Genomic DNA, 23,271 nt, shown 5'->3' on the forward strand with positions numbered 1-23,271 from the left:
AGAGCAAATATTTCTTAGTCGCTTTTTGCAGCAACTCTTTTATTGTACCAGTTTGATTAGCGTTTGTCAATAACTTTTTTCAAGTTTTTATCATCAACTGTTTTGCTTCTCAAATTGGCGACTTTATTAATATACCATGTTTGCTAGATTCATGTCAACAAACAATTAATATATTTTTTTGTCTTATGTCGCTTAACTCAACTGAATTTTTGCGACGGAATTAACTTTATCATGGTTATATTACAATGTCAACGGTTATTTTACATTTATTTGCATAACGACGAAAAAATTGTAGAAGGCATGCAATAGCGTTACACCATGTATACGAATTGCAATGCCCATACACAATTTATGCCTATTATCATAAAAACGTTCCACTATTGATGCATTTTATATTTTCGGTGGTAAACGCCAACTCCTTTGGTTTCTTGCCTGACCGTTGTAATTATATCTTTCTCAACTAAATATGCAATGATTGCAGATAAGTCCAGTGAATACGGTGTAATCATTTGCAATGACTTTAATTCCGCATAGGACCAAGCATCATCTCTAGTATCCATAATATCCAATAAATGCTTTACTGAAACCTTTGCTCGATTTTTTATTACATAATCCATTGCAATAAGCATTAGTTGAATTCGTTTCTTGATTTCTTCATTACTCTCAATAAATTCTTCATATAACTTATATACCTCGAGGTCAATCTGTTTTACTTGACTCCAAACCGTGACTTCTGGATAATACCCCTTTTCAATGACAGCTAACCTCGCTAAATAATGCAGCGAATATAAGATCTTGCTATTGGAATCCTTGTACTCCTCCGATTCAAACAGCTCTTTAGCTTCACTATAGCTTTTAACAAGCTTACCAAATTCAATTGCTTTACGAAGATCTCGCTTACTATCTGGAAAATCTCTTAATTGACCTTTCAAATTATAAATAAATTCATTTCTGTCATAAATCACCTTCCCATAAATAATCCATTCAACAGCTGTTCGATATCCACTCGTATCAATCCATTTCATTAATAGATCCTCTTTAACGATATGTAACGCACATGTCTTATCATCAAATTCGTAATGTTTTACGTACCAAGCTTGTTCTCCCTCTTGAACAATAATTAATAAGATCACATCAAAATTATCTGTAATGGGACTATCTGGTTTTGTTTTTTCTAGCACTAATATCCCTAATGTATTTGTATCACTCGCATGTTCTTGATAAATCGGTCTCAGGAAATTTTCCATTGCCTCATTTCCTCCAGTTTTATTTTACTTTCTATTAGTAATTATTTTCTATCTTCACTATACTACAATTCGTTGTAGATATATGAAATCCTCTCTCACAATCAAAATTTTTAGCAAAATATGCTATACTACCTATTGTAAGCTGAAGGAGGTTTAACATGGCTCAGATCGTATATTCGAGCAAAATCAATAAAATTAGATCGTTTGCCTTAATTCTCGTATTTGCTGGTATTCTCTTAATGTATGTTGGTATCTTAACGAAACGAATAGAATGGTTAATGGTAACATTCTTTATCCTAGGTGTGCTAATGGTAGTTCTAAGTTGTGCGGTTTATTTATGGATTGGAACACTCTCATTAAAAGCAGTGCCAATTGTTTGTCCAAACTGCGAAAAGCCCACGAAAATGCTTGGCCGGGTTGATGCATGTATGCATTGCAAAGAACCGCTGACATTGGATAAAGATTTAGAAGGTAAAGCATTTGATGAGAAATATAATACAAGACGATATCGAAAAGAACTTAAAGCGAAGGAAAAAGAAGAACAACATAATAAGTCATAAAAATTCGCTGAGATAGCGAATTTTTATTTAAAAACTCCAAATGCCCACACGAGCATTTGGAGTTACGTAAATTAAAGAATCAGTGCTTTTGTGTAGCCGTCTTTTGACAATCCTCACACTTACCGTACACTTCCATGCGATGATGACTAACTTCAAAGCCTGTTACTTGTTCGGCTAATGATTCCACTTCGTCTAATGGAGGATAGTGAAAATCAACAATCTTACCACAAGAATCGCAAATAATATGATAATGATCTGACGTGTTACAATCAAACCTACTAGAAGAATCTCCATAAGTAAGTTCTCTTACAAGACCAATTTCACGTAACACACGAAGATTATTATATACTGTTGCAACACTCATATTCGGGAATTTACCTTCAAGTGCTTTATATATATCATCAGCCGTTGGATGGACCATCGCATTGAGTAAATACTCAAGTACCGCATGACGTTGTGGTGTAATCCGGACGCCTGACTCTTTTAATGTACTTATTGCTGCCTGCAATCGTTTTTCAGACACCCTCATCCACCTCACTTTCAGTATTTTCTATAATTATAAGTTTATTATTAATTTATAATCTTTATAAATAGTGTACGCTTTATAACGGGGTTCTGTCAATATAAGTATATTATATTTGAGAATAAATAGAACTAGTTAAACATGGTTCCTTCTTTCATTTGTCTCTAGATTATCCATCTGCTTGCAATGGCCATTCTTTCCCATCAAGGGCATGATTACAATACCTTGCTACAACAAACAGATAATCAGATACGCGATTTAAGTAAGCGATCACTAAAGGATTTACTCCTTCCATCCCTACTGCCAAACGCTCTGCTCTTCTAGCAACAGTTCTAGCCACATGTAAACTAGCGGATACTTGATGACCCGAAGGTAGAATGAAGCTTTTTAACGGCTCAAGGTTGGCATCCCACTTATCAATTTGGCTCTCTAATTCATCAACATGTTCCTGTTTTAATTTCCAAGTTACTTTTTTATCCTTAGGTGTGGCCAACTCAGCTCCAACATGAAACAGGATGGTCTGTATCCGATGCAGCTGATGGGTTAATATCTCCCTTTCATCAAATGATTGTTGGTCTATATAACTTAAGCTTAACCCAATCATTGAATTTACTTCATCACAAGTGCCGTAAGCCTCGACACGTAGATCGTTTTTAGGAACTCGTTTTCCATATATTAAAGATGTTTCCCCTTTATCTCCAGAACGGGTATAAATCCGCATGCCAGTTACCCCTTTTCTTCTCACATTTAGCTTGTACATGTTTATCGTTTTTTATCGATTTCTTTATTATATAATATCATATCAATCATATATTTACGGACTATAGCAGTTTTCTTATCGTTCTAGCGAGAATTTTTACATCCTTTTTCCATGAGCGATACTTTATATAATTTAAATCCATTTCTAACTGTTGTTTATAACTTAATTTCTGTTTGTCAGCTAATTGAACAACCCCCGTAATACCCGGTCGTATTTTCAGTCGTTGTTTTTGATAGACATTATAAAACCTGGTTATCTCATGAAGCTCTGCCTCAGGACCGATAAAACTCATATCCCCTTTTAATACATGAAGTAATAGAGGTAGTTTATCTAATTTATGTTTTTTTAACCATATACCGGTAGAAGTCAGCGTCACAGTGGGATTCGGAATATAAGTAAATTCATTTGGCACACCATATTGCCAAGAAGATGGAAATGGATAAGGAGGTAGCCCATGAATCACTCGTGACGGAATTGTCGTTGTACGAAATGTATACATAATAAAGGATTGATCATTCATTCCTGTCCGAAGTTCTTGATAGAAAACCGGCTTTCCTTCTTGGCTCTTTATTTTTTGATAAACAAAGAGAATCACTGGTGCAAACAGCAAAAGCAGGATAAAGCTTAACATAATATCAAATAAGCGTTTCACATATCGGTAACTTCTGCTTTCAACACTAGTTATTCTACCAACTCTTGTTACTTTCCCCTGAATCTCCAATGTTTTCACCTCAGATTTAACTACTAGATTTAGTAGTACAATCTATTCGAAATGTTAGCAATCTATGACAAAAAGCAGCCGTTTTTGGCTGCTTTTTAATAATTCACCTTAATTTAAATGCTCACGAATATAAGTTAACGCTGCTTCAACATGACCTTTAACCTGTACTTTACGGAATTCCTTTTGTAATGTTCCTGATTTATCCAGAATAAACGTAGAACGTTCAATGCCATAATATTCTTTTCCGAAATTCTTCTTTAACTTCCATACACCAAAATCTTCAGCCACTCGATGGTCTTCATCGGCTAATAATAAAAATGGTAAGTCATGTTTGTTAATAAATTTCTGATGTGATTCAACAGGATCTGGACTGATCCCTATGATAACGGCATCTATTTCCTTGAAACTTTCATGCGCATCTCGAAAGTCACAAGCTTCCGTTGTACATCCAGGAGTCATATCCTTTGGATAAAAATATAGAACAACATGCTTTCCTTTAAAATCAGCTAAACTTACGTTGTTGCCATCTTGATCTGGCAGTGAAAAATTAGCGACTTGTTCCCCTATTTGGACTGTCATCTTATCCCTCCAAAATATCTGTTCTCTCTACTATAGCATAATAACTAGGAGGAATCATTGATCTCTGCTTCGTTCTTGTGATTGAACAAGACGGAGTACAAACGCCGTCGGAAGAATGTAACCAATTAGCGCTTCGATTAACGCAATCAGTCTACCAATACCAATCGGTGTTATATCTCCATAGCCAATCGTTAAGATAGTTACTCCACTGAAATAAAAAGAATGGATCATAGAACCTAGGACACTAACCTGACGTAGTTCCCCATTTTCAACAAGTACAATTCCCTGCATAGATAGTAAAAAATAAATAAGACCAAAACCAATAATAACAATGCAATAAATAACGAGGAGTGCATAAAATAATTCGAGTGAAAACCCACCTTGGCGAACCGATTTACTCATATGTTTTCCACGAATAAATACAAGTAGACTCCTTGCTAGTATGGCAAAAATACCGCCCATAATAAACCAAATTAGAACCCCCATATGATCCCCTTCTATTTAAGTCTATATCTCATGCTTATGCGGAGAAATAACATAGCTTGTCAATTATTTTCTATTGAGGATAAGATAGAGTAAAATGAACTTCATACATGGTAGTGCTGATCTTGATTAAAAGGACGGTGTATAATATTGAAAAAGATATTCTTAATCGAAGATGACCCAAAGATTGCTGGATTACTAAAGGATTATTTAGAAAAATATGAATACCACGTTGAAGTGGTTCAAGCATTTGATCAAATCCTCGAAGAATTCCATAACCATGATCCACATCTTATTTTGCTGGATATCAATCTACCCAGATATGACGGGTTTTATTGGTGTCGTAAAATAAGAAGTGTATCCAATTGTCCGATTATATTTATCTCTGCACGTGATTCTGGAATGGATCAGGTGATGGCAATCGAAAATGGTGGGGATGATTACATTACAAAACCATTTAACTTCGATGTCGTTCAAGCAAAAATTAAGGGAATCATGCGGAGGATCTATGGAGAATATGCAGTGAATAGACAATCAGATATATTAGAGATAAAGGAGCTAAAACTTTACCTGACTGCCATGGAGGTTAGTTATATAGACCAAAGATCACTTCTTACAAAAAATGAATTTATCTTATTAAAAGCCTTTATGGATCACCTTAATCATGTGTTATCACGTACCTACTTATTGGAAATGCTATGGGATGACGAACAATTTGTTGATGATAATACCTTATCTGTAAATATAACCCGATTACGAAAAAAGTTAGAAGATATTGGTATTCACCAGAGTATCCAAACAGTTAGAGGAGCCGGCTATAAAATGACTGAGACATGGGGCGGTAACGAATGAAAGATTTTTTAAAAGATAGCTTGCCGTTTATAGGATTCTTTTACGTTCAACTATTTCTTTTGATTGCTATTGTCCAGTTGTTTTATGGAATCACAGCGGTTCCTTTAAGCTGGGACTTGATCTCTTATCTGATTATTTTACTTACCTGTTGCTTGATCTTATTTTTAGCCTATCGTTACTATCGATTACGTGATTATTATGTAGTTATCCAGCAGGATGAAGAAAACCCCAATTGGTTACCAGATCCACCAACCAACCTATTGGAAAACTTGAAACGGCAATACGATCAGCAATCCAATAAATATGCGGAAGAAATTGAGCTGTTAAAACAGCAAAAGCAAATGGAATTTCATTTCATTCAACAATGGGTTCATCAAATGAAAACACCAGTATCCGTGATGCATCTTACATTACAAAAGGAGAAACTACAGCTCCCTCAGGAGTTCCTTCATAGTATGCAGGAAGAATTAGAACGAATGCAGCAAGGCCTCGACCTAGCATTGTATCAATCGCGTTTACAAAAATTTGATCGCGATTTCCAAGTACAGCAAGTTAATTTACGAGCTGTCGTAAAAGAAGTGATTCAAGATTTCAAATCAAGCTTCATTCGTAATCAAGCTTTTCCAGACTTAGCGGTTGATGAGCAGTATGTTGTAGCAACCGATCCAAAATGGCTTCGCTTTGTGATTAGTCAAGCTGTATCCAATGCAATTAAATATTCGAAAGCCGGCTCCAGTCATATTTATTTCCGAACGGTATTACAAAAGAAGGAACTTGTACTTGAAATCGAAGATACTGGTCATGGCATACCGAAACAAGATATCAATCGTGTTTTTGATCCCTTTTTTACTGGTAACAATGGAAGAAAATTTAGAGAGTCCACCGGAATGGGCCTCTATTTATCAAAACAAATTTGCCAAGAGCTTGGACATGAATTGACAATTACTTCAGAAGAAGATCATGGGACGATTGTATCCATTCACTTCCACTCAAGTTAACCTTACAACAATGTAAGGTTAATTTTTTCATTTGAAAGATAGACCCATAGTGAATTTTAATGTAGATTCGATATACTAATGTTGAAATGTTTGATTAGGAGGATTCATCATGCACGTGTTAAAAGCGGATAACTTATCTAAAATATATGGAAGTAAACGAGGAATATCACATGAAGCATTGCATCATTTTCATTTAACCGTTAATAAGGGAGAATTCATTGGAATTATGGGCCCATCAGGCAGCGGTAAAACAACATTATTAAATCTTCTATCAACAATTGATGTTCCTAGTTCAGGAAAAATTATGATAAATGATCAAGTTGTTACTTCCTTCTCCCAACAAAAACTAGCGAAATTCAGAAGGAAGGAAATGGGATTTATCTTTCAGGATTATAACTTATTGGAAACCTTGACAATTGGAGAAAACGTTCTGCTCCCATTAACATTAAATAAAGTAAAAGTAAAAGAGATGGAGAAAAAGTTAGTCATTGTAGCCAAACAGCTAGGCATTGATAAACTTATCCATAAACGCATAATGGAAGTATCTGGTGGACAATTGCAGCGTGCTGCCATTGCTAGGGCGATTATACATGACCCTTCCATTATATTTGCCGATGAACCCACTGGGAATTTAGATTCGAAAGCCTCTCTTCAAGTAATGGAAGCATTAAGTCTGTTACAAGACAAACAAAAAGCTACAACCGTGATGGTTACCCATGATCCATTTGCGGCTAGCTTTTGTGGTCGGGTCATTTTTATAAAAGATGGTAGGTTGTTTAATGAAATTCACCGTGGGGATAATCGGCAAAGCTTTTTCCAGGATATTTTAAATGTGCAGTCCTTGTTGGGAGGAGATATGAATGACCTTCAAACAGTTCGCTTTTAATAATGTAAAACGGAATACTCGTGTATATCTAAGCTATTTTCTAAGTTGCATGTTCGCAGTTATTGTCTTTTTCATGTATGCTGTGGTTATTTTCCATCCGCAAATAGCGGAGTATGATTTTATAGACATCGTGCAGCGAGGGATTCTGGTATCTGAAGTCATTATCTATTTGTTTTCATTTTTATTTGTACTTTATTCTACTGCTTCATTTATCCAATCACGGATGAAAGAATATGGAATTTTAACGACATTAGGTATTAGCAAATCACAGTTAAACCGAATGCTGATTATGGAAAACACGGTAATTGGGCTAGCTTCCATTGTTGCTGGAATCTTTGTCGGTGCTTTGCTAACAAAATTGTTTCTCATGATCTTTTCAGCGATACTTGGTACAGGAGAAATACTCCCTTTTTATTTATCATGGAAAGCAATTGGAATTACCGTCATTCTATTCTTTATTATGTTTGAACTTAATTCGTTCGTCGTTGTTTGGTCATTACGTACAAAATCGATTATGGAAGTATTTCGAGGAGCAAAGGCACCTAAGAAACGACCACGCTTCTCTTGGATATTAAGTCTAATTGCCCTTTCCCTAATCGCGTACGCATATTTTTTAGCCTACACATCCGATATGATTTCAATTTTGTACCGAATGTTCATTATTCTCGCTTTAATTATTCCAGGTACTTACTTGTTATTTACTCAATTTAGCATTGCCCTAACCAGTTTATTACGAAGTCGCAAGAAGTTCTTATATAAGAATTTAAACTTATTAATGGTTTCGGATTTAACGTATAAATTAAAAGACCACTCTCGTTTATTATTTATGGTTACTATTTTGAGTGCAGTTGCCTTTACCTCTTCTGGGGTATTATTTGGCCTTTTCCAAAGTGCCGAATCGGAATCTGAACGATTTGTACCTCAGGATTTCACTTTAATTGCCAATGAAGAGGCTAATGAAGCCTTTGAAACAAGAGTAAATAAATTAGAAGAAGCATTTCAGGAGAATTACATTCCTTATGAAGCAATGCGTGTTCAACCGACACTCGTACATTCACAATCTGAGGTTTCTGAATGGGATGATATCTCATTCCTAGTCTTCTCCTATTCAGACTATAAATCAATGCTACAACTAAATAATAAGGAAATACCTGCTCAGCCATCAGCCAATGAAGCGATCATCCTGACACAAGACATTATTCATACATATAATACGGAGCTGCCAAAATCGTTAACTTTTACATCAACGAATAAAAAAATGAAGGTCTCGACGGTGGACAGAGATTCTTCTCAATTAAATACAACGCCATTTAGTACATTTCAACTTGTCGTTGCTGATGATGTATTCCAACAGTTCTCCCAAACGGCGAAAGTTCAAGAGAACTATGATTATTATGTGATGAATATACCAGATTGGGAAGAGCATACAGACCAAATTACAGAGATTTACTCTACCATGCATGGAGATGAAATATTTCCTGACGCACAAGCTGATTTCTATACATCAATGAAGGAAAGCATGTCTTATCTCTTCTTTTTTGGTATATTTATTAGTGTCCTTTTCTTTTTAGCAGCTGGATCAATTCTATACTTTCGGATGTATCAGGATATTGATAAAGATTTAAGCCATTATCATTCGCTATATCGGATTGGTTTAACCAATATGGAAATGAAAAAGATCGCAACGAAACAACTTGCCTATTTATTTTTCCTTCCGTTTATCGTTGCTGTTATTCATGCAGGATTTGCCTATAAAGCATTACAAAATATACTCGTATCATCGGTTGTACTACCGAGCACCTATATTATCCTGTTCTATTTTATCGTTCATTTTATCAATTTTATCTTTATCCGAAATATCTACACGTCCAAGCTAAAGAAGGTCATGTAATTCTAAAGGAGGCATTATCGTGGAGTTCACTAAATCAGAAGCACTGCATCAAGAAGCCCTAGACCATATTGTAGGTGGTGTAAACTCTCCGTCTCGCGCTTATAAAGCAGTTGGCGGAGGTTCACCAGTTTATATGGAACGTGGCCAAGGAGCGTACTTCTGGGATGTTGATGGAAATAAATATATTGATTACTTGGGAGCATATGGTCCAATTATTACAGGACATGCCCATCCCCATATCGCTAAAGCGATTGCGCAAGTAGCTAGTACTGGTGTTTTATATGGAACACCTACCCGATTAGAAAATCAATTCGCTCAAATGTTAAAAGAAGCGATACCTTCACTTGAAAAAGTAAGGTTTGTTAATTCTGGTACGGAAGCAGTAATGACTACTGTCCGAGTAGCTCGTGCTTATACAAATCGGACAAAGATTATTAAGTTTGCTGGTTGTTATCACGGCCATTTTGATTCTGTCCTTGTGGAAGCCGGATCTGGTCCTGCAACATTAGGGACACCTGACTCTGCTGGAATACCAGAAGCGGTAGCCCAAGATGTAATTACAGTTCCTTTTAATGACTTAGATACATTTAAAGAGGCTGTAGCGAAATGGGGAAGCCAAATTGCAGCTGTCTTAGTAGAACCGGTTGTTGGTAATTTCGGCATTGTCGAACCAAAACAAGGCTTCCTGCAAGCAGTGAATGAGCTTACCCACCGTGCAGGTGCACTGGTTATATATGATGAGGTTATTACGGCTTTCCGCTTTACATATGGCAGTACACAACAACTCTATGGCATTGAACCTGATATGACAGCAATGGGTAAAATCATTGGCGGTGGACTTCCTATTGGCGCTTATGGTGGCAAACAAGAGATTATGGAACAAGTAGCACCACTTGGACCTGCTTATCAAGCTGGTACAATGGCTGGTAACCCAGCTTCAATGGCATCAGGCATTGCTTGTTTAGAAGTGTTACAAGAAGAAGGCATTTATGAAAAGTTAGATAAGTTAGGAGAACGTTTAGAAAAAGGCATCCTAAAAAAAGCAAAAGAAAACGGCATTGCCATATCTGTGAACCGCCTTTGTGGTGCTTTAACAGTTTATTTTGGTGAAGGCACAATTACCAATTATGATCAAGCCGAAGCGAGCGATGGTGAAGCATTTGCTGACTTTTTCCGACTCATGCTTAAGCAAGGAATAAACCTAGCTCCTTCTAAATATGAAGCTTGGTTTTTGACTACAGCACATTCAGACAAGGATATTGATTATACCATTGAAGCTGTTGAAAAGGCATTTCAAATAATGGGTAAACAATAACAATCACTGCCTTCTGCGGCAAATTCCAGGCTATCGAGTAAGTTATCGGTAGACTTCTTCTTTCCCTTTGTGCTGTGCGTATTAATAGGTCACGTCAATTTTTCGAGGGAGCTCAAGGCCTTTGATGAGGCATTGCATATTTTTCTCCATTTAATCCATTCTAAGCATATATTAAATATTGGAGGAGATAGTTATGAGTAATCCATATCGCTGTCCAAATTGCAAAACAAACAAGACTAGATTCAATAAAATTGAACAAATTGCACAGCCAATAAAAATGGACGCTCAAACTGGTGAAACCGTAGATTCTTACCAAAATGGAAACATTGAAGCATTTCACATTATCTATCAAGGTCCAGACTATAAAGTACAATGTGCAGTTTGTGGAAACATAGAAGATGAAAGAGCATTTACGCAATTTGCTAAGCTAGGTCATTAGAAATATGAATTAAAAACAAAAGGGAGGCCAAATTATTGGCCTCCCTTTTATTCTTCCACTTTATCATCTAAATGTTGAACCTGATATAGGTTGTAATAATGTCCCTGTTTTTTCATCAATTCTTCATGAGATCCGACTTCTTTAATTTCGCCGTCTTCAATCAGTACGATTCGATCTGCATGTGTAATTGTCGCCAACCGATGAGCAACAATAAATGTTGTGCGATCAGAAGCGAGCTTTTCCATTGCCTCTTGAATCGTATGTTCACTTTCCAAATCAAGAGCAGATGTAGCTTCATCAAAGACTAACATTGGTGGATTTTTCAAAAATACACGAGCAATAGCTATCCGTTGCTTTTGACCACCCGATAACTTCACTCCTCGTTCGCCAACAAGTGTATCATAACCATAAGGTAGGTTCTCAATAAATTCATGCGCATTTGCAGCTTTTGCTGCTTCGATCACTTCTTCATCCGTAGCATGAGGGTTTCCCATACGAATATTCATGGAAATCGACTCACTAAACAACGTATTGTCTTGCAAGACCATACCGATGTTATCTCGAAGGGATCGTGCTTTCATCTGGCGGACGTCAATCCCATCAACTTTAATAGACCCACTCGTAACATCATAAAAACGCGGGATCAAACTAACTAATGTAGATTTCCCACCACCACTCATGCCTACAAAGGCGATGGTCTCTCCTTTTTCTACATGTAAACTCACATGATTAAGTACTTGCATTTCATCGTCCTCATACTGGAACGAAACTTTATCAATCGTTACTTCTCCTTCAAGTCGATTCATCGTTATCGCATTCGGTTGATCCGTCACATCATATTTCTCATTCATAAGTTCAAATACACGATCAATCGAAGCAATTGACTGAACGAGGGTAGTTGAGGAGTTAATTAACCTTCTCAGTGGGCTATAGACTCTTTCCATATACCCTACAAAGGCAACCATTGTCCCCATCGTCAAATTACCATGAATGACTTGATAACCTGCATAAGCAATTACAAGTAACGGAGCTAAATCTGTAATGGTATTGGTAACGGCAAAGGTTTTCGCATTCCAATTTGTATGATCCAATGCCTTTTGAAGAAAGTTTTTATTTCTTTTTCCAAACTGGCCTTGTTCATATTCTTCCAATGCAAAGCTTCTCGTAACTGGCATACCTTGTACACGTTCATGTAAGTGACCTTGTACTTCAGCAAGCGCTTGTGAGCGGTCACGAGTTAATTGGCGAAGTCTTCCATAAAAATACTTTATTGAAAACCCAAAGAGTGGAAACAGTATAATGGAGACAATGGTTAATTCCACATCCATTGATAACATTATTCCAATGGCAATAAGAATAGTAATCAAGTCCAACCAAATATTCATTAATCCTGTAATGACAAAAGTTTTCGTTTGTTCGACATCATGTATTACCCGGGAAATAATTTCGCCGGTTTTTGTCTTTGAATAAAAATTCAAGCTCAATTTTTGTAAGTGGTCAAATAAACGATCTCTTATATCAAATAATATTTTATTCCCCACCCATTGTGCTAGATATTGCCTGATGAATTCAATGGGTGGGCGCAATATAAGAAATACTGCAAAGGAAATACCCATTAACCAAATCAACTGGCTTGTTTTTTCGTCTGGATTTAGTGAATTGTCACCAATAATATTGTCAATCACATACTTTAATATTAATGGCATGAGTAAGGGAATCCCAAACTTAGCAATTCCTACTATCACGGTCCAAACGATTTTCCACTTATACGGTTTAACAAATTGCATATATTGTTTAATAGAACTCATCGTTGAAACTTCCTTATTTTTAGAATTTAATTTACTAATTTATGTGCTCGTGCAAAGAAAAGCCTTGCTACAGTAGTAACAAGGTTCTTTATCAGCGATACGTTAAATATCTTTCATACCACTCATCGACAAAACCCGGTAAAAATGGTCCTTTCTTTTGTCGCACCCATCGTACTAAGTATTCCAATTGATGATGTAGGATCCTATCAAGAACTCTTGGATAATTCATTTGCTGTCGATGTTCTTCATATTCATCTTCATCCAATAAATCAAAGGTCATATCAGGATAAACTTTAACGTCTAGATCATAATCGATGTACTTAATCGCATTATCCTCATATATAAAAGGTGAGCTAATATTACAGTAATAATAAATACCGTCATTACGAAGCATACCGATAATATTAAACCAATACTTGGAATGGAAATAACAAATAGCAGGCTCTCTGGTAAGCCACTTTCTCCCATCACTTTCCATTACTTCTGTTTTATCATTCGCTCCGATAACAATTGTTTCTGTTCCCTTTAGTACTAGACTATTATCCCATATACGATGCAGTTGTCCATTATGCTTATAACTTTCTATCTGAATTTTTGTTCCTGCTTTCGGAGCAACCATTCAATCTCCCTTTCCACATGTTCCTACCGTTTCTAATCCTTCATTCATTATAATTGGAATAGAAACAAATATAAAGCATAACGAACCATTTTTAAGTATGGGGGAAAATAAAGGGAGCTATAGGCGATCGAGAAAGTTATCGACAGTCTTTTTTTTGCTTTTTTCCTTAAGATAGAATTCCTAAAAATGCGGTGATGATTTTGTTTCAATCAAAAAAAGATCGATAAAAAAATGGTGACAATTGAAGAACTTGTTCCTCAAGACCACTTACTCCGGAAGATTAACCACTACATCGATTTCTTCAAAGTACGCGAACAAGCATTACTGACGACTTCCTGACAGAACATGAAAAAAATGGCCCTTCATCAATCCAAGGTGAGTTAGGTGAAATGGAGTCTTTTTCAGTGAAGGGCGAATACTACAAGACTTCTGCGGAAAAACGGGTGATCCGAGACCCCGCGGTGGAGATTTTCACGAGGAGGCACCGGCGTTCGTCCGTGGAAAGCGAATGGTATTTGGTCCGCACAGGCGCACCAAAAAAAGCTTGTAGAGAAACACAGGGTTTCTCTACAAGCTGAGAGTTCCCTAATTGGGAGCTCTGTTATTGGGGGTAAGGTTACTTTTTGTTTTGCTGAGATTTTTGATTTTGCTTTTTAACTTCTTGAGCATTTGTTTGTTCAGCACCAAATTCAGTTCCGTACTGACCTTGCCCTTGAGCGGCTTGCTGGTTTTGTTGTTTAACCTTTTGAACGTTTGTACCTGCAGTAGTTTTGTTCGGTTTTTTAGCCATCAATATCACCTCCGCACTCATTAATTTGTCCACTTATCGATTTGTTATCCAAATTTAAATTAGTAATAAAAAGATAAAATGGATTTTAATTCCACAAGCGAATAGAATAGGGAAAAATACATACATTAAAGGAGAGCAATTCATTTTGGAGGATGAAGAAATGGACACATCACGAAGAGACTTTACAGAACTGACAATGATAAGTAAAACGAAATGGAACGAAAAAGAATTAATGTATTTTCAACATGCTTTATCACAGCTATTACCATATGTAAATTCTGAAGGTTTAACCATTTTGCATGAAATTAATAAAGAAATGCATAACAGGAAGGATCAACCTTCAAGCCCTCCATTGACAACATCAACCATAACTGATTAAGCTAAAAACGCAAGGGATGCCCCTTGCGTTCTTACCTTCATTTGATATAGGACATAATCTTTTGATGAGATACTGGAAACGGATAATTCGTTAACGCTTCTTTTTCGACTAGCTTAAGTCGTTCATTCATGTTTGGTTGTTCCAATTTAGCTTCATAAACATCCAGCTGCCAAATCAAATGAGAAAATACATGCTTTAGATTAGCTTGTTTTTCTCCTAATGTTAAATGAATACCATATTCATGATACACCCAATTCTCAAGATGATCCCAGCCAATTTCATTAATTGGTACCATAGGAAATTGCCAAAGGTTTGCTAATAATCCTTTGTCTGATCGCTTTTCAATAATATATTGCTCTTGTTTATTCTTTACAAGTAATACAACATAAGGGACTTTCTTTTGTTTTTTTGCTTTCTTCTTTATTGGTAATTCCTCTTCTACACCTGCAGCAAATGCTTGGCAATGTTCTTGTAATGGACAAAGTAAACATGCTGGTGATTTAGGTGTACAAATAAGTGCTCCTAATTCCATTACTGCTTGATTAAAGGAAGAAGGATCTGACTCATCAATAAGTTCTCGAACATACGATTCAAATAATTTCTTTGTACGCTGTAACGCAATATCTTCTTCTATCCGAAGAATCCTGGAGAAAACTCGCATTACATTTCCATCAACTGCAGGTTCAGGTTGATTAAATGCAATCGATAATATGGCTCCTTTTGTATATGCTCCTACGCCTTTTAAAGCCCCTAATTCATCCCCATTATCAGGTACTTCTCCATTATAGGTTGCAACTACCTCACGAACAGCGTTTTGTAAATTCCTTGCACGGGAATAGTAACCTAAGCCTTCCCACGATTTTAAAACATCTTCTGGATCAGCTTGAGCGAGGGCATGCACATCTGGATATTTTTCAATAAACCGTTGAAAGTAAGGAATTACCGTATCAACCTTTGTTTGTTGAAGCATAATTTCTGATACCCAAATTTTATATGGATCTTGGTCTTGGCGCCAAGGTAGGTCGCGTTTATTTTCTTGATACCAAGTAATTAAATCGTTTTGAAATCTTGAAATGTCAATATATTGTAGTTTTTTATCTATCATAAAATCACATCCTATATGGTACAATAAACAGATAAGTAAATTAAAAAAAGTTCGTAACCTGTTGCTATTTGTAAAATGAGACAGTAAAAAATAATATGCTGTACCGAATATTGTAATTGTAGGATACATGAAAATAGTAAACGTTGTCTAAGGAGGACCTTTTCTATGGATACTGGAACCCATATTGTAATGGGTGTTGCACTAGGTGGATTAGCTACATTAGATCCAGTCGTTCACAACGATCCTGTTTTATTTAACGCAGTACTGGTTGGAACAATTGTAGGTTCTCATGCACCAGACTTCGATACGGTTTTAAAATTAAAAAACAATGCAACCTATTTACGTCATCATCGCGGAGTTACACACTCCATCCCAGCTGTAATTCTTTGGGGTATTTTAATTGCTGGTTTGATTCACTTATTTGTTCCACAAGTGAATTTATTCCACCTGTGGTTATGGACTGCGATTGCAGTTGTTATCCACGTCTTTGTGGATATCTTTAATGCATATGGGACTCAGGCGTATCGTCCCTTCACGAGCAAATGGGTTGCACATGGCTTTATCAATACGTTCGATCCATATATTTTTTTCCTCCATATTGCAGGGATAGCTGTTTGGGCATTAGGCGCAAACCCAGGATATACTTGGATAACGATTTATAGTGTGATACTGCTGTATTATATCAAACGATTTATTGACAAACGAGCAATCGTAAAGAAAATTAAAAATTACTACCCACAGGTAGAACAAATTGCCACTTCACCAACGATAAAGCAGAACTATTGGCGCGTAGCCATTACTGCTGGGGAGAAATTCTATGTTGGCGTTGTGGAAAACAACCATATCGAGATCGTAGATGAATTTGAAAGAGTGCCGCTTCCTGATACACCGATTATTGAAATTGCAAAAAAAGACAAAAATATTTCTGCATTCTTATCCTTTTCACCAATCTATCGATGGGAAATCAATGATTATGATGACTTTACTGAAGTCCGATTTATTGATTTACGCTACCGCTCAAAAGGACACTATCCTTTTGTAGCTGTTGTGCAAATTGATGATAATATGCAAATTATTAGTTCCTACACTGGCTGGATCTTTTCTGAAAAGAAATTACAAAACAAATTATATGTAGAAGAAAGTCCGATTTAAAACAGCAGGGATGCTTTCCTGCTGTTTTATTATTCGTCTATTTTATTGCCTAAGAGCGAAATTGGAATTGCTTCTTCTTTCTCAAAAACTTCCCCTAATAAGTTAATACGATGTCCCCATGCAAATACACCATTAATGTAATTAATGGTAAACCGTTGGCCTGGATCGGTTGTAAATTCATATACTTCACCAGATTTGAAGTCAGCCGGATTTAATGTGTAAGCTAAAGCTACTTGCATTTTTCGTTCGTATACAGCCACTTCAGAGATATTTCCGAGTTGCTCCGCCTTTTGCGCTTTTTCTTTTAATTTACCTATTTCTTGTCTCAATTGTTCAATTGAATAATCACTATAACGAAAGTTATTGCTCATCCTTATCCCCCATTCAAATTCCTCATCATTTTACCAATTGTTGAATTAGATTTAAACTATATCGTCTCCGTCATCGTAATTAAGCTTTCTCTTGACCATCGATAAATTCCTCAATAAATCGAGTAATTAAATCCATAGCGAATCCTTTTCGAAATAAGCCTTCTTTTACTTTGTTTTTTAGTTCATAGCCAGTACGTTTTGTTTCATGCTTTCTGAGTAATTTTTCTCCTTGATAGATAATTGCTTCCCATTCTTCATCTTGATTTTGATTCGCATTTACTTCACGAAGCACTGCTTGGACGACATCCTGTGTAAAACCTTTTTGCTGTAAAGAAGCTTGGAGATTTTGAATTTGTTTACGAAACGAATCTTTTTTCTTCTGTTGAAACTTTTTATCGACCAATTTCTGAACCTTTTCAAACTGAGCCTGATAAGAGTATTGGTGAAGACTCTCGTCGATAATGCTCATTGCAACACCTTTGTCCGACAGCTCCCTCCTAATAACCATTGGTCCTTTTGAAGAGGTATTTATACGAGTCCGTATGAACATTTCTGCAAATTGGCGATCATCGATTAGTTTCTCATTTGTTAACTTGTTTATAATAACCGGTATATGATCAGGTTCAACCTCTTTTTGTACCAAATAATCATGAATTTCTTTTTTAGTACGCATTCGATAGCTTAAATAATGAATTGCTAGGGTATATGATTTATGCATGGTATCTTTTTGGATAAGCTCATTAACGGTTGCGTTTTCTAATTCCAATCCTTTTCGTAGCTGATATTCAATTAAAATGGACGTATCAACGCTAAATCCATATTCTTCACCAGCACCATCATCCAAAAAAATATTATAGCGATCTTTCCTTTTCTTTTGGGTTGTAATTCGGGTAATTTTTTTCATGCATACACACCTCTAATAAAGCATATCAAATTTAAGATGAATCTGTCTTTTATTTTTCAACCAAAATGAAACATTCCTTATTTGTTCATACTGGTATAGACTAATGTTAATTAAAATTGGAAGAGAAAGGTGATTTGAAAATGAATATTCTCCTAACTGGCGGTACTGGATTTGTTGGTCAAGCATTATCAGCCTATTTGCATACTCGAAACGATCACACATACATACTTACACGATCACCGGAAAACCATAAAAATACCAATCAATCCACTTTTATTAGTTATCAATATCCTCCTGAAGAATTACCTGTGATACATGCAGTGATTAATCTAGCAGGTGAGTCCCTATTTGGTTATTGGTCTGAAAAGAAAAAACAAGCAATTTTAAACAGTAGAATACAAACCACAGAAAGATTGATTGCTTTTATCAAACGACTGCCTACATTGCCTGATGTTTTTATTAGCGGGTCTGCAGTTGGATATTACGGCATTTCTGAAGACCTGATGTTTTCAGAAAACACATCGGAATCTGGTGATGATTTTCTTTCGCATGTTACATCGAAATGGGAAAAAACTGCTAGTCAAGCTGAAGATTTAGGCATTCGAACACTATATACTCGATTCGGTATTGTTCTAGGGAAGGATGGCGCACTTCCTTTCATGAGCCTTCCAGTAAAATTATTCGCCGGAGGTAAAATTGGCAATGGGGAGCAATGGCTTTCTTGGATTCATATTGAAGATGCGGTCAAGCTCATTGTATTTTGTCTGGATCACCCCAAAATATCTGGACCTGTAAATGTCACTGCTCCCCATCCTAAACGAAATAAAGCATTTATGAAAATACTAGCTAAAGTCCTAAAACGCCCATACTGGTTACCGGTGCCATCACCATTTATTTTTATCGCTGCAGGTGAGATGAGTCAGTTAATCACAAAAGGACAATACGTTATTCCAAAAAAGGCGCTTGATCATCAATTTTCATTTGCCTTTCCCTATTTGGAAGAGGCATTAAAAAATATTTATCGTAGCTAACACGGAAAGCATGACAATAGCTTCAGATTCTATTCGGAAGACAATTTTATTACTACCGATAGGTATGGAGACATAGTAACTGAAATCTTATCGGGTTTATGAAGTCCGTTATAGTTATTTCTAAGCCTCCAGCCCCTTTTTTAAAAGGTTTTACATGTTGTGATAAAAAAAAGATTCCTTTTTTCACAAAGGCTGTGTAAAATAAAGTTATAAAATGAAAACAGTTGACGGAGATGACAATAGCAAGCCAGCAACAGACGAAATTAAATAGGGAAGGCAAATGGTGCGCCACCAGCTTAGCTGGTTCTAGTGGGTTCGATTCCCACCCCGAATTTTTGTTGAAAGCTAACTAAAAATTCGTGGGTGGGTAAAACGTGCTAGATTTCCTTTTTCATTTGGATATTCTATACACCCGCCTAAAAACAGGAGGGTATTTTTTATGTTAAAAGCACGAGAGCTACATGAAGTGCCAGTGTTATTTGAGTTGTTACGCGATCCAGCTGTTTTTCCCTATGTACGTCATAAGGCGGAGACATGCGATGAATATTATTTCTCTACGAAGCAAACAATGGAAGCAGAAGAAAGAGGGGAACTAATTTCAAGAACAATTGTAGATGAATATCTAACGCCGATTGGAACGATTAATTTATTCGATATTGAAGGTAATTACGGTTTTTTGGCTACATGGATTGGCACGCCTTATTTTGGCAAAGGATATAATCAGCAGGCCAAGGAGCAATTCTTTAACGAATTATTTTATCAATCTCCGATTGAAGGTGTGTTTATGAAGGTTAGGAAGACAAATATTCGATCCATGAAAGCAGTGATGAAATTACCGTATGTTACTTTAGCAAATGCCATCTACCCTCAAATGTATAAAAAGGTTAATCAAGATGAGGAAATGTATGATTTATTTGTTGTTACTAAAGAACAATATCTTTCGTTCCAACAATTTGTATCTACCCCTGTCAATCATACCGGAGAAGAAGTTGGTTAACCTTCAGTATAAATAACAAGAAACATGTACATCCTAATAAAAAACAATGCAGAGGACGGTAAAAATGAAAAAAGCCAATCCAGCATATAAGCGTAAGTTCTTATCTAAAACGCAAGAAGTTCTTTATCAAAAAGAATTTAAACATGCAGATCAAGTTTATCGTCAACTATCTGGAAAGAAGAATCAAGGTTAATTACATTGATTCTTCTTTTCTTTCGTTTTTCCTGAGAATAATTTAAACTCCTAATCAAAATAATTGGGGATGAGATTCCGTTTGTTGCAATAATGTATTCCATGTCTCTAGCATATCTTCAGCTAACCATCTTGCCTCTAGTTTGTCTTTGCCAAATCCATATCCGACGATCATATTTGTTGTTTCGAACATCGCAAATGCCCTCCAAACCATGTGTTTTTCAACATCATAAATAAATGAAATAGCTGTATCTTTGGATAGTACTTCTATTTCAAATACATAGTCCTTGAATATAAAACGCAGCATTTTACACTTCGTAAGGGAAGTTATTGTAGAATGTTGCAAGATCAAACAACTAACCATTACATCCCCTCCTTTTGGTCTATATGAGAACATTTTACTATATGTGTATTTTAAGAACAAGAAAGAAGCAAAATAATCTTTAAAATCGTGATAGGATGAAAGATACTACGAAGTCATTTTCTAACTTTAACCAATTGAGTGTGATAGCATGAGTGAACAAATTGCACATAATATTAAATTCTTTCGTGAACAACATAACTGGACGCAAAAAGAGCTAGCTGAGAAATTGTTACTCTCACGTTCTGTAGTAGCTAAATGGGAAAATAATACAGTTACACCTGATATCGCATCCCTTTTAAAACTTGCTGCTATTTTTCAAGTATCACTTGATCATCTAGTAGGTAATTATTCTTTTCAAAATGACCTATTACGAGAATTTAAGCGAATATATAGCTCCTCTACTACTTCGTTTGATGAAGAAGTCGTAGAGCTAATTGAATACATTATGACCTATCCAGAATTTAAAGCTGACATTTTTGAATTGAAGCATTTATCCATAAAAAAACAACGTTCCATTCATAAATTAATGGCTGAATTAATTCAACAATACAGACAGTTATAATAAACAAAAAAGCTTGTAAGGAAAATAGAAAGTTCCTTTACAAGCTTTTTTATTTGTGGTTTTTGAATTCGTTCCATCTCCATAAAAAACCGTGTGAATCTTTCTAAATTCTACTATTCCTATTTTCTAATTAAAAATTTCTTACCATTGACAAAATAGTTATAACTGTTATACATTATATATAACAGTTATAACTATTTTATGGAGGTGGTATGGGTGTGTTTATTTCACTCGATTTTGAATCAAGTCAACCCATTTATTTACAATTAATTCATCAAATTATCGAAGGAATAGCTAAAAAAGAGCTGCAACCAGGTGACCCTTTGCCCTCTGTTCGTTCCTTAGCACAAGACATAGGAATTAATTTGCATACCGTCAACAAGGCTTATCAACAATTAAAACAAGATGGTTTTTTGCAAATTCACCGACAAAAGGGTGTTGTTATCCGTCCAGAAGGTATTCCTAAAGCTGATAATATCTATAAGGAGCAAGTACAACAAAAACTCCGACCACTAATTGCTGAAAGTATATGCAAAGATTTATCAAAAGAAGAATTCCTCACCCTGTGCCAGACTATTTATCATGATTTTCAAATTGGAGGTAGAAATGATGACTAACCTCATCCTTCTTATAACCCTTACATTGTTACCAGCGTTTATTTCTATTATGTTTATTCCTTATTGGACCCGAAAAACGGAAAGCTTTGGAGTATCTATCCCAGCGGATATTTATGATACTTCAGCGTTGAAATCCATGCGTAAAAAATACACCATCATCATCGGTGTTATTAGTTTACTAACCATATGTGTTTTCCTAGGATATGGTTTATTTACAAACATGAGTGAATCAATGGTTGGTTGGTTAGTTGGGACAACGATTACTTTATTTATGATAATTAGCTTTATGATTTACTTGATATTTCATCAAAAAATGAAACAAATAAAATCAACTGCCAAGTGGGGAAGGCAACGAACACAGAAATTAGCCATCCACACTCAGTTTAGACAGCAGAAATTAAGATACTCCAATAACTGGTTCATTGTTCCATTTGTTCTTATTTTTTCTACGATTATCTTGACATTTCTTTCCTACGAACATATACCTGAAAAAATACCGATGCAATACAACTTTCAAGGGGAAATTACGAATTTCGCAACAAAATCATATCGCACTGTTTTAGCACTTCCAATTACGCAACTTTATCTTATATTAATCTTTATTTTTGTTAACACCTTAACAGGAAAGGCAAAACAACAGCTTAGTGCGGAAAACCCGGAAAAATCTATGCATCAGAATACTATTTTCCGTAGAAGATGGTCTGCTTTTACTATATATGGCGGAATTATATTATCGATGCTACTCTCTACTGTACAGCTGTCTTTTATCTATTCCATTCCACAAGGATTCTTAATAACTACTGCCGTAATTACTGTATTTGCTATTATTATTTGGGCATTTATTCTGTCTTACAAAACCGGGCAAGGTGGTAGTCGAGTCACAGTATCTATGGATAGTAATGGAAAAACAGTTAATCGAGATGATGATCGTTATTGGAAACTTGGTCAATTTTATGTGAACAAAGATGATCCAACCATATTCATCGAAAAACGATTCGGAATTGGCTGGACAATGAATTGGGGAAGGCCGATATCGTGGGTAATTGTCATTGGTTTTATTCTAATTACATTGGGAATTGTTCTCTTAACTATTTAATTATGCCTTAATGTTTACAATAGGCTGTTA

Annotated in this window: 28 protein-coding genes; 15 read left to right on the forward strand and 13 right to left on the reverse strand. The window is 35.8% G+C overall.

The window, feature by feature from the left end; translation table 11 throughout:
* Nucleotides 1–377: 377 nt before the first annotated feature.
* Nucleotides 378–1,247, reverse strand: a complete 870-nt coding sequence (locus tag M948_RS32160) for a nucleotidyltransferase-like protein (protein ID WP_021290570.1) — start codon at nucleotides 1,245–1,247, stop codon at nucleotides 378–380.
* Between the two features lie 158 nt (nucleotides 1,248–1,405).
* Here M948_RS32160 and M948_RS32165 point away from each other — a divergent pair, with 158 nt between their 5' ends.
* Nucleotides 1,406–1,807: a YgzB family protein gene (locus tag M948_RS32165; protein ID WP_021290571.1), complete on the forward strand. Its 402-nt coding sequence runs from the start codon at nucleotides 1,406–1,408 to the stop codon at nucleotides 1,805–1,807.
* Nucleotides 1,808–1,886: 79 nt separating this feature from the next.
* Here the strand turns inward: M948_RS32165 and perR are convergent, their stop codons facing one another.
* From perR to M948_RS32190, 5 genes are all read right to left on the reverse strand, one after another.
* Nucleotides 1,887–2,336 carry a peroxide-responsive transcriptional repressor PerR gene (perR, locus tag M948_RS32170; RefSeq protein WP_038247482.1) on the reverse strand — a complete coding sequence of 150 codons (450 nt, stop codon included), beginning with the start codon at nucleotides 2,334–2,336 and terminating at the stop codon, nucleotides 1,887–1,889.
* Between the two features lie 163 nt (nucleotides 2,337–2,499).
* Nucleotides 2,500–3,051, reverse strand: a complete 552-nt coding sequence (locus M948_RS32175) for a cob(I)yrinic acid a,c-diamide adenosyltransferase (protein WP_021290573.1) — start codon at nucleotides 3,049–3,051, stop codon at nucleotides 2,500–2,502.
* A 100-nt stretch (nucleotides 3,052–3,151) separates the two neighbouring features.
* Nucleotides 3,152–3,811 carry a sugar transferase gene (locus tag M948_RS32180; protein WP_021290574.1) on the reverse strand — a complete coding sequence of 220 codons (660 nt, stop codon included), beginning with the start codon at nucleotides 3,809–3,811 and terminating at the stop codon, nucleotides 3,152–3,154.
* A gap of 108 nt (nucleotides 3,812–3,919) precedes the next feature.
* Nucleotides 3,920–4,390, reverse strand: coding sequence for a thioredoxin-dependent thiol peroxidase (gene bcp / locus M948_RS32185; protein WP_021290575.1), 471 nt, complete (start codon nucleotides 4,388–4,390; stop codon nucleotides 3,920–3,922).
* A 54-nt stretch (nucleotides 4,391–4,444) separates the two neighbouring features.
* Complete coding sequence (locus M948_RS32190) at nucleotides 4,445–4,876, reverse strand: potassium channel family protein (RefSeq protein WP_021290576.1); 432 nt, start codon at nucleotides 4,874–4,876, stop codon at nucleotides 4,445–4,447.
* Nucleotides 4,877–5,023: 147 nt separating this feature from the next.
* Here M948_RS32190 and M948_RS32195 point away from each other — a divergent pair, with 147 nt between their 5' ends.
* From M948_RS32195 to M948_RS32220, 6 genes are all read left to right on the forward strand, one after another.
* Entirely contained in the window at nucleotides 5,024–5,725 is a 702-nt protein-coding gene (locus M948_RS32195) for a response regulator transcription factor (RefSeq protein WP_021290577.1), read from the forward strand.
* Complete coding sequence (locus tag M948_RS32200) at nucleotides 5,722–6,723, forward strand: sensor histidine kinase (RefSeq protein ID WP_021290578.1); 1,002 nt, start codon at nucleotides 5,722–5,724, stop codon at nucleotides 6,721–6,723. The genes M948_RS32195 and M948_RS32200 overlap by 4 nt, the downstream gene beginning before the upstream one ends.
* 109 nt (nucleotides 6,724–6,832) lie before the next feature.
* On the forward strand, nucleotides 6,833–7,609 hold the full coding sequence (locus M948_RS32205) for an ABC transporter ATP-binding protein (RefSeq protein ID WP_021290579.1): 777 nt from the start codon (nucleotides 6,833–6,835) through the stop codon (nucleotides 7,607–7,609).
* Nucleotides 7,584–9,500, forward strand: coding sequence for an ABC transporter permease (locus M948_RS32210; RefSeq protein WP_021290580.1), 1,917 nt, complete (start codon nucleotides 7,584–7,586; stop codon nucleotides 9,498–9,500). The genes M948_RS32205 and M948_RS32210 overlap by 26 nt, the downstream gene beginning before the upstream one ends.
* A gap of 13 nt (nucleotides 9,501–9,513) precedes the next feature.
* Nucleotides 9,514–10,815: a glutamate-1-semialdehyde 2,1-aminomutase gene (locus M948_RS32215; RefSeq protein WP_196806073.1), complete on the forward strand. Its 1,302-nt coding sequence runs from the start codon at nucleotides 9,514–9,516 to the stop codon at nucleotides 10,813–10,815.
* Between the two features lie 193 nt (nucleotides 10,816–11,008).
* Nucleotides 11,009–11,254 carry a hypothetical protein gene (locus tag M948_RS32220; RefSeq protein WP_021290582.1) on the forward strand — a complete coding sequence of 82 codons (246 nt, stop codon included), beginning with the start codon at nucleotides 11,009–11,011 and terminating at the stop codon, nucleotides 11,252–11,254.
* Nucleotides 11,255–11,301: 47 nt separating this feature from the next.
* Here M948_RS32220 and M948_RS32225 read toward each other — a convergent pair whose 3' ends face one another.
* The 3 genes from M948_RS32225 to M948_RS32235 all read right to left on the reverse strand — a co-directional run bounded on the left by M948_RS32225 (nucleotide 11,302) and on the right by M948_RS32235 (nucleotide 14,471).
* A complete protein-coding gene (locus tag M948_RS32225; protein ID WP_021290583.1) occupies nucleotides 11,302–13,062 on the reverse strand; it encodes an ABC transporter ATP-binding protein in 1,761 nt (586 codons plus the stop codon).
* 91 nt (nucleotides 13,063–13,153) lie between these two features.
* Entirely contained in the window at nucleotides 13,154–13,681 is a 528-nt protein-coding gene (locus tag M948_RS32230; RefSeq protein WP_021290584.1) for a nucleoside tri-diphosphate phosphatase, read from the reverse strand.
* A gap of 616 nt (nucleotides 13,682–14,297) precedes the next feature.
* A complete protein-coding gene (locus M948_RS32235; protein ID WP_021290585.1) occupies nucleotides 14,298–14,471 on the reverse strand; it encodes a gamma-type small acid-soluble spore protein in 174 nt (57 codons plus the stop codon).
* A gap of 160 nt (nucleotides 14,472–14,631) precedes the next feature.
* Here M948_RS32235 and M948_RS32240 point away from each other — a divergent pair, with 160 nt between their 5' ends.
* On the forward strand, nucleotides 14,632–14,850 hold the full coding sequence (locus tag M948_RS32240; protein WP_031335396.1) for a hypothetical protein: 219 nt from the start codon (nucleotides 14,632–14,634) through the stop codon (nucleotides 14,848–14,850).
* A 37-nt stretch (nucleotides 14,851–14,887) separates the two neighbouring features.
* Here M948_RS32240 and mutY read toward each other — a convergent pair whose 3' ends face one another.
* On the reverse strand, nucleotides 14,888–15,955 hold the full coding sequence (mutY, locus tag M948_RS32245; protein WP_021290587.1) for an A/G-specific adenine glycosylase: 1,068 nt from the start codon (nucleotides 15,953–15,955) through the stop codon (nucleotides 14,888–14,890).
* A 165-nt stretch (nucleotides 15,956–16,120) separates the two neighbouring features.
* On the opposite strand from mutY, the gene M948_RS32250 reads away from it, so the two are divergent.
* On the forward strand, nucleotides 16,121–17,107 hold the full coding sequence (locus M948_RS32250) for a metal-dependent hydrolase (protein WP_021290588.1): 987 nt from the start codon (nucleotides 16,121–16,123) through the stop codon (nucleotides 17,105–17,107).
* Nucleotides 17,108–17,136: 29 nt separating this feature from the next.
* Here M948_RS32250 and M948_RS32255 read toward each other — a convergent pair whose 3' ends face one another.
* On the reverse strand, nucleotides 17,137–17,478 hold the full coding sequence (locus M948_RS32255) for a YfhH family protein (protein WP_021290589.1): 342 nt from the start codon (nucleotides 17,476–17,478) through the stop codon (nucleotides 17,137–17,139).
* Between the two features lie 79 nt (nucleotides 17,479–17,557).
* On the reverse strand, nucleotides 17,558–18,382 hold the full coding sequence (recX, locus tag M948_RS32260; protein WP_021290590.1) for a recombination regulator RecX: 825 nt from the start codon (nucleotides 18,380–18,382) through the stop codon (nucleotides 17,558–17,560).
* A 140-nt stretch (nucleotides 18,383–18,522) separates the two neighbouring features.
* Here recX and M948_RS32265 point away from each other — a divergent pair, with 140 nt between their 5' ends.
* From M948_RS32265 to M948_RS42825, 3 genes are all read left to right on the forward strand, one after another.
* Nucleotides 18,523–19,413 carry a TIGR01777 family oxidoreductase gene (locus tag M948_RS32265; RefSeq protein ID WP_021290591.1) on the forward strand — a complete coding sequence of 297 codons (891 nt, stop codon included), beginning with the start codon at nucleotides 18,523–18,525 and terminating at the stop codon, nucleotides 19,411–19,413.
* A 439-nt stretch (nucleotides 19,414–19,852) separates the two neighbouring features.
* The gene (locus tag M948_RS32270) at nucleotides 19,853–20,410 is read left to right on the forward strand and encodes a GNAT family N-acetyltransferase (protein WP_021290592.1); all 558 of its coding nucleotides are present in this window, start codon (nucleotides 19,853–19,855) and stop codon (nucleotides 20,408–20,410) included.
* Between the two features lie 64 nt (nucleotides 20,411–20,474).
* Nucleotides 20,475–20,603: a YfhE family protein gene (locus M948_RS42825; protein ID WP_021290593.1), complete on the forward strand. Its 129-nt coding sequence runs from the start codon at nucleotides 20,475–20,477 to the stop codon at nucleotides 20,601–20,603.
* 54 nt (nucleotides 20,604–20,657) lie between these two features.
* Here the strand turns inward: M948_RS42825 and M948_RS32275 are convergent, their stop codons facing one another.
* On the reverse strand, nucleotides 20,658–20,966 hold the full coding sequence (locus M948_RS32275) for a hypothetical protein (protein ID WP_021290594.1): 309 nt from the start codon (nucleotides 20,964–20,966) through the stop codon (nucleotides 20,658–20,660).
* A 148-nt stretch (nucleotides 20,967–21,114) separates the two neighbouring features.
* On the opposite strand from M948_RS32275, the gene M948_RS32280 reads away from it, so the two are divergent.
* From M948_RS32280 to M948_RS32290, 3 genes are all read left to right on the forward strand, one after another.
* Nucleotides 21,115–21,528, forward strand: a complete 414-nt coding sequence (locus tag M948_RS32280) for a helix-turn-helix domain-containing protein (protein WP_021290595.1) — start codon at nucleotides 21,115–21,117, stop codon at nucleotides 21,526–21,528.
* Nucleotides 21,529–21,746: 218 nt separating this feature from the next.
* Nucleotides 21,747–22,145: a GntR family transcriptional regulator gene (locus M948_RS32285; RefSeq protein ID WP_031335398.1), complete on the forward strand. Its 399-nt coding sequence runs from the start codon at nucleotides 21,747–21,749 to the stop codon at nucleotides 22,143–22,145.
* Nucleotides 22,135–23,241, forward strand: a complete 1,107-nt coding sequence (locus M948_RS32290; protein ID WP_231378673.1) for a DUF1648 domain-containing protein — start codon at nucleotides 22,135–22,137, stop codon at nucleotides 23,239–23,241. Before M948_RS32285 ends, M948_RS32290 begins: the two co-directional genes overlap by 11 nt.
* Nucleotides 23,242–23,271 lie beyond the last annotated feature (30 nt).

Origin of the sequence: Virgibacillus sp. CM-4 (assembly GCF_000445495.1) — a bacterium.
Taxonomy (GTDB): Bacteria; Bacillota; Bacilli; order Bacillales; family Amphibacillaceae; genus Virgibacillus; species Virgibacillus salexigens.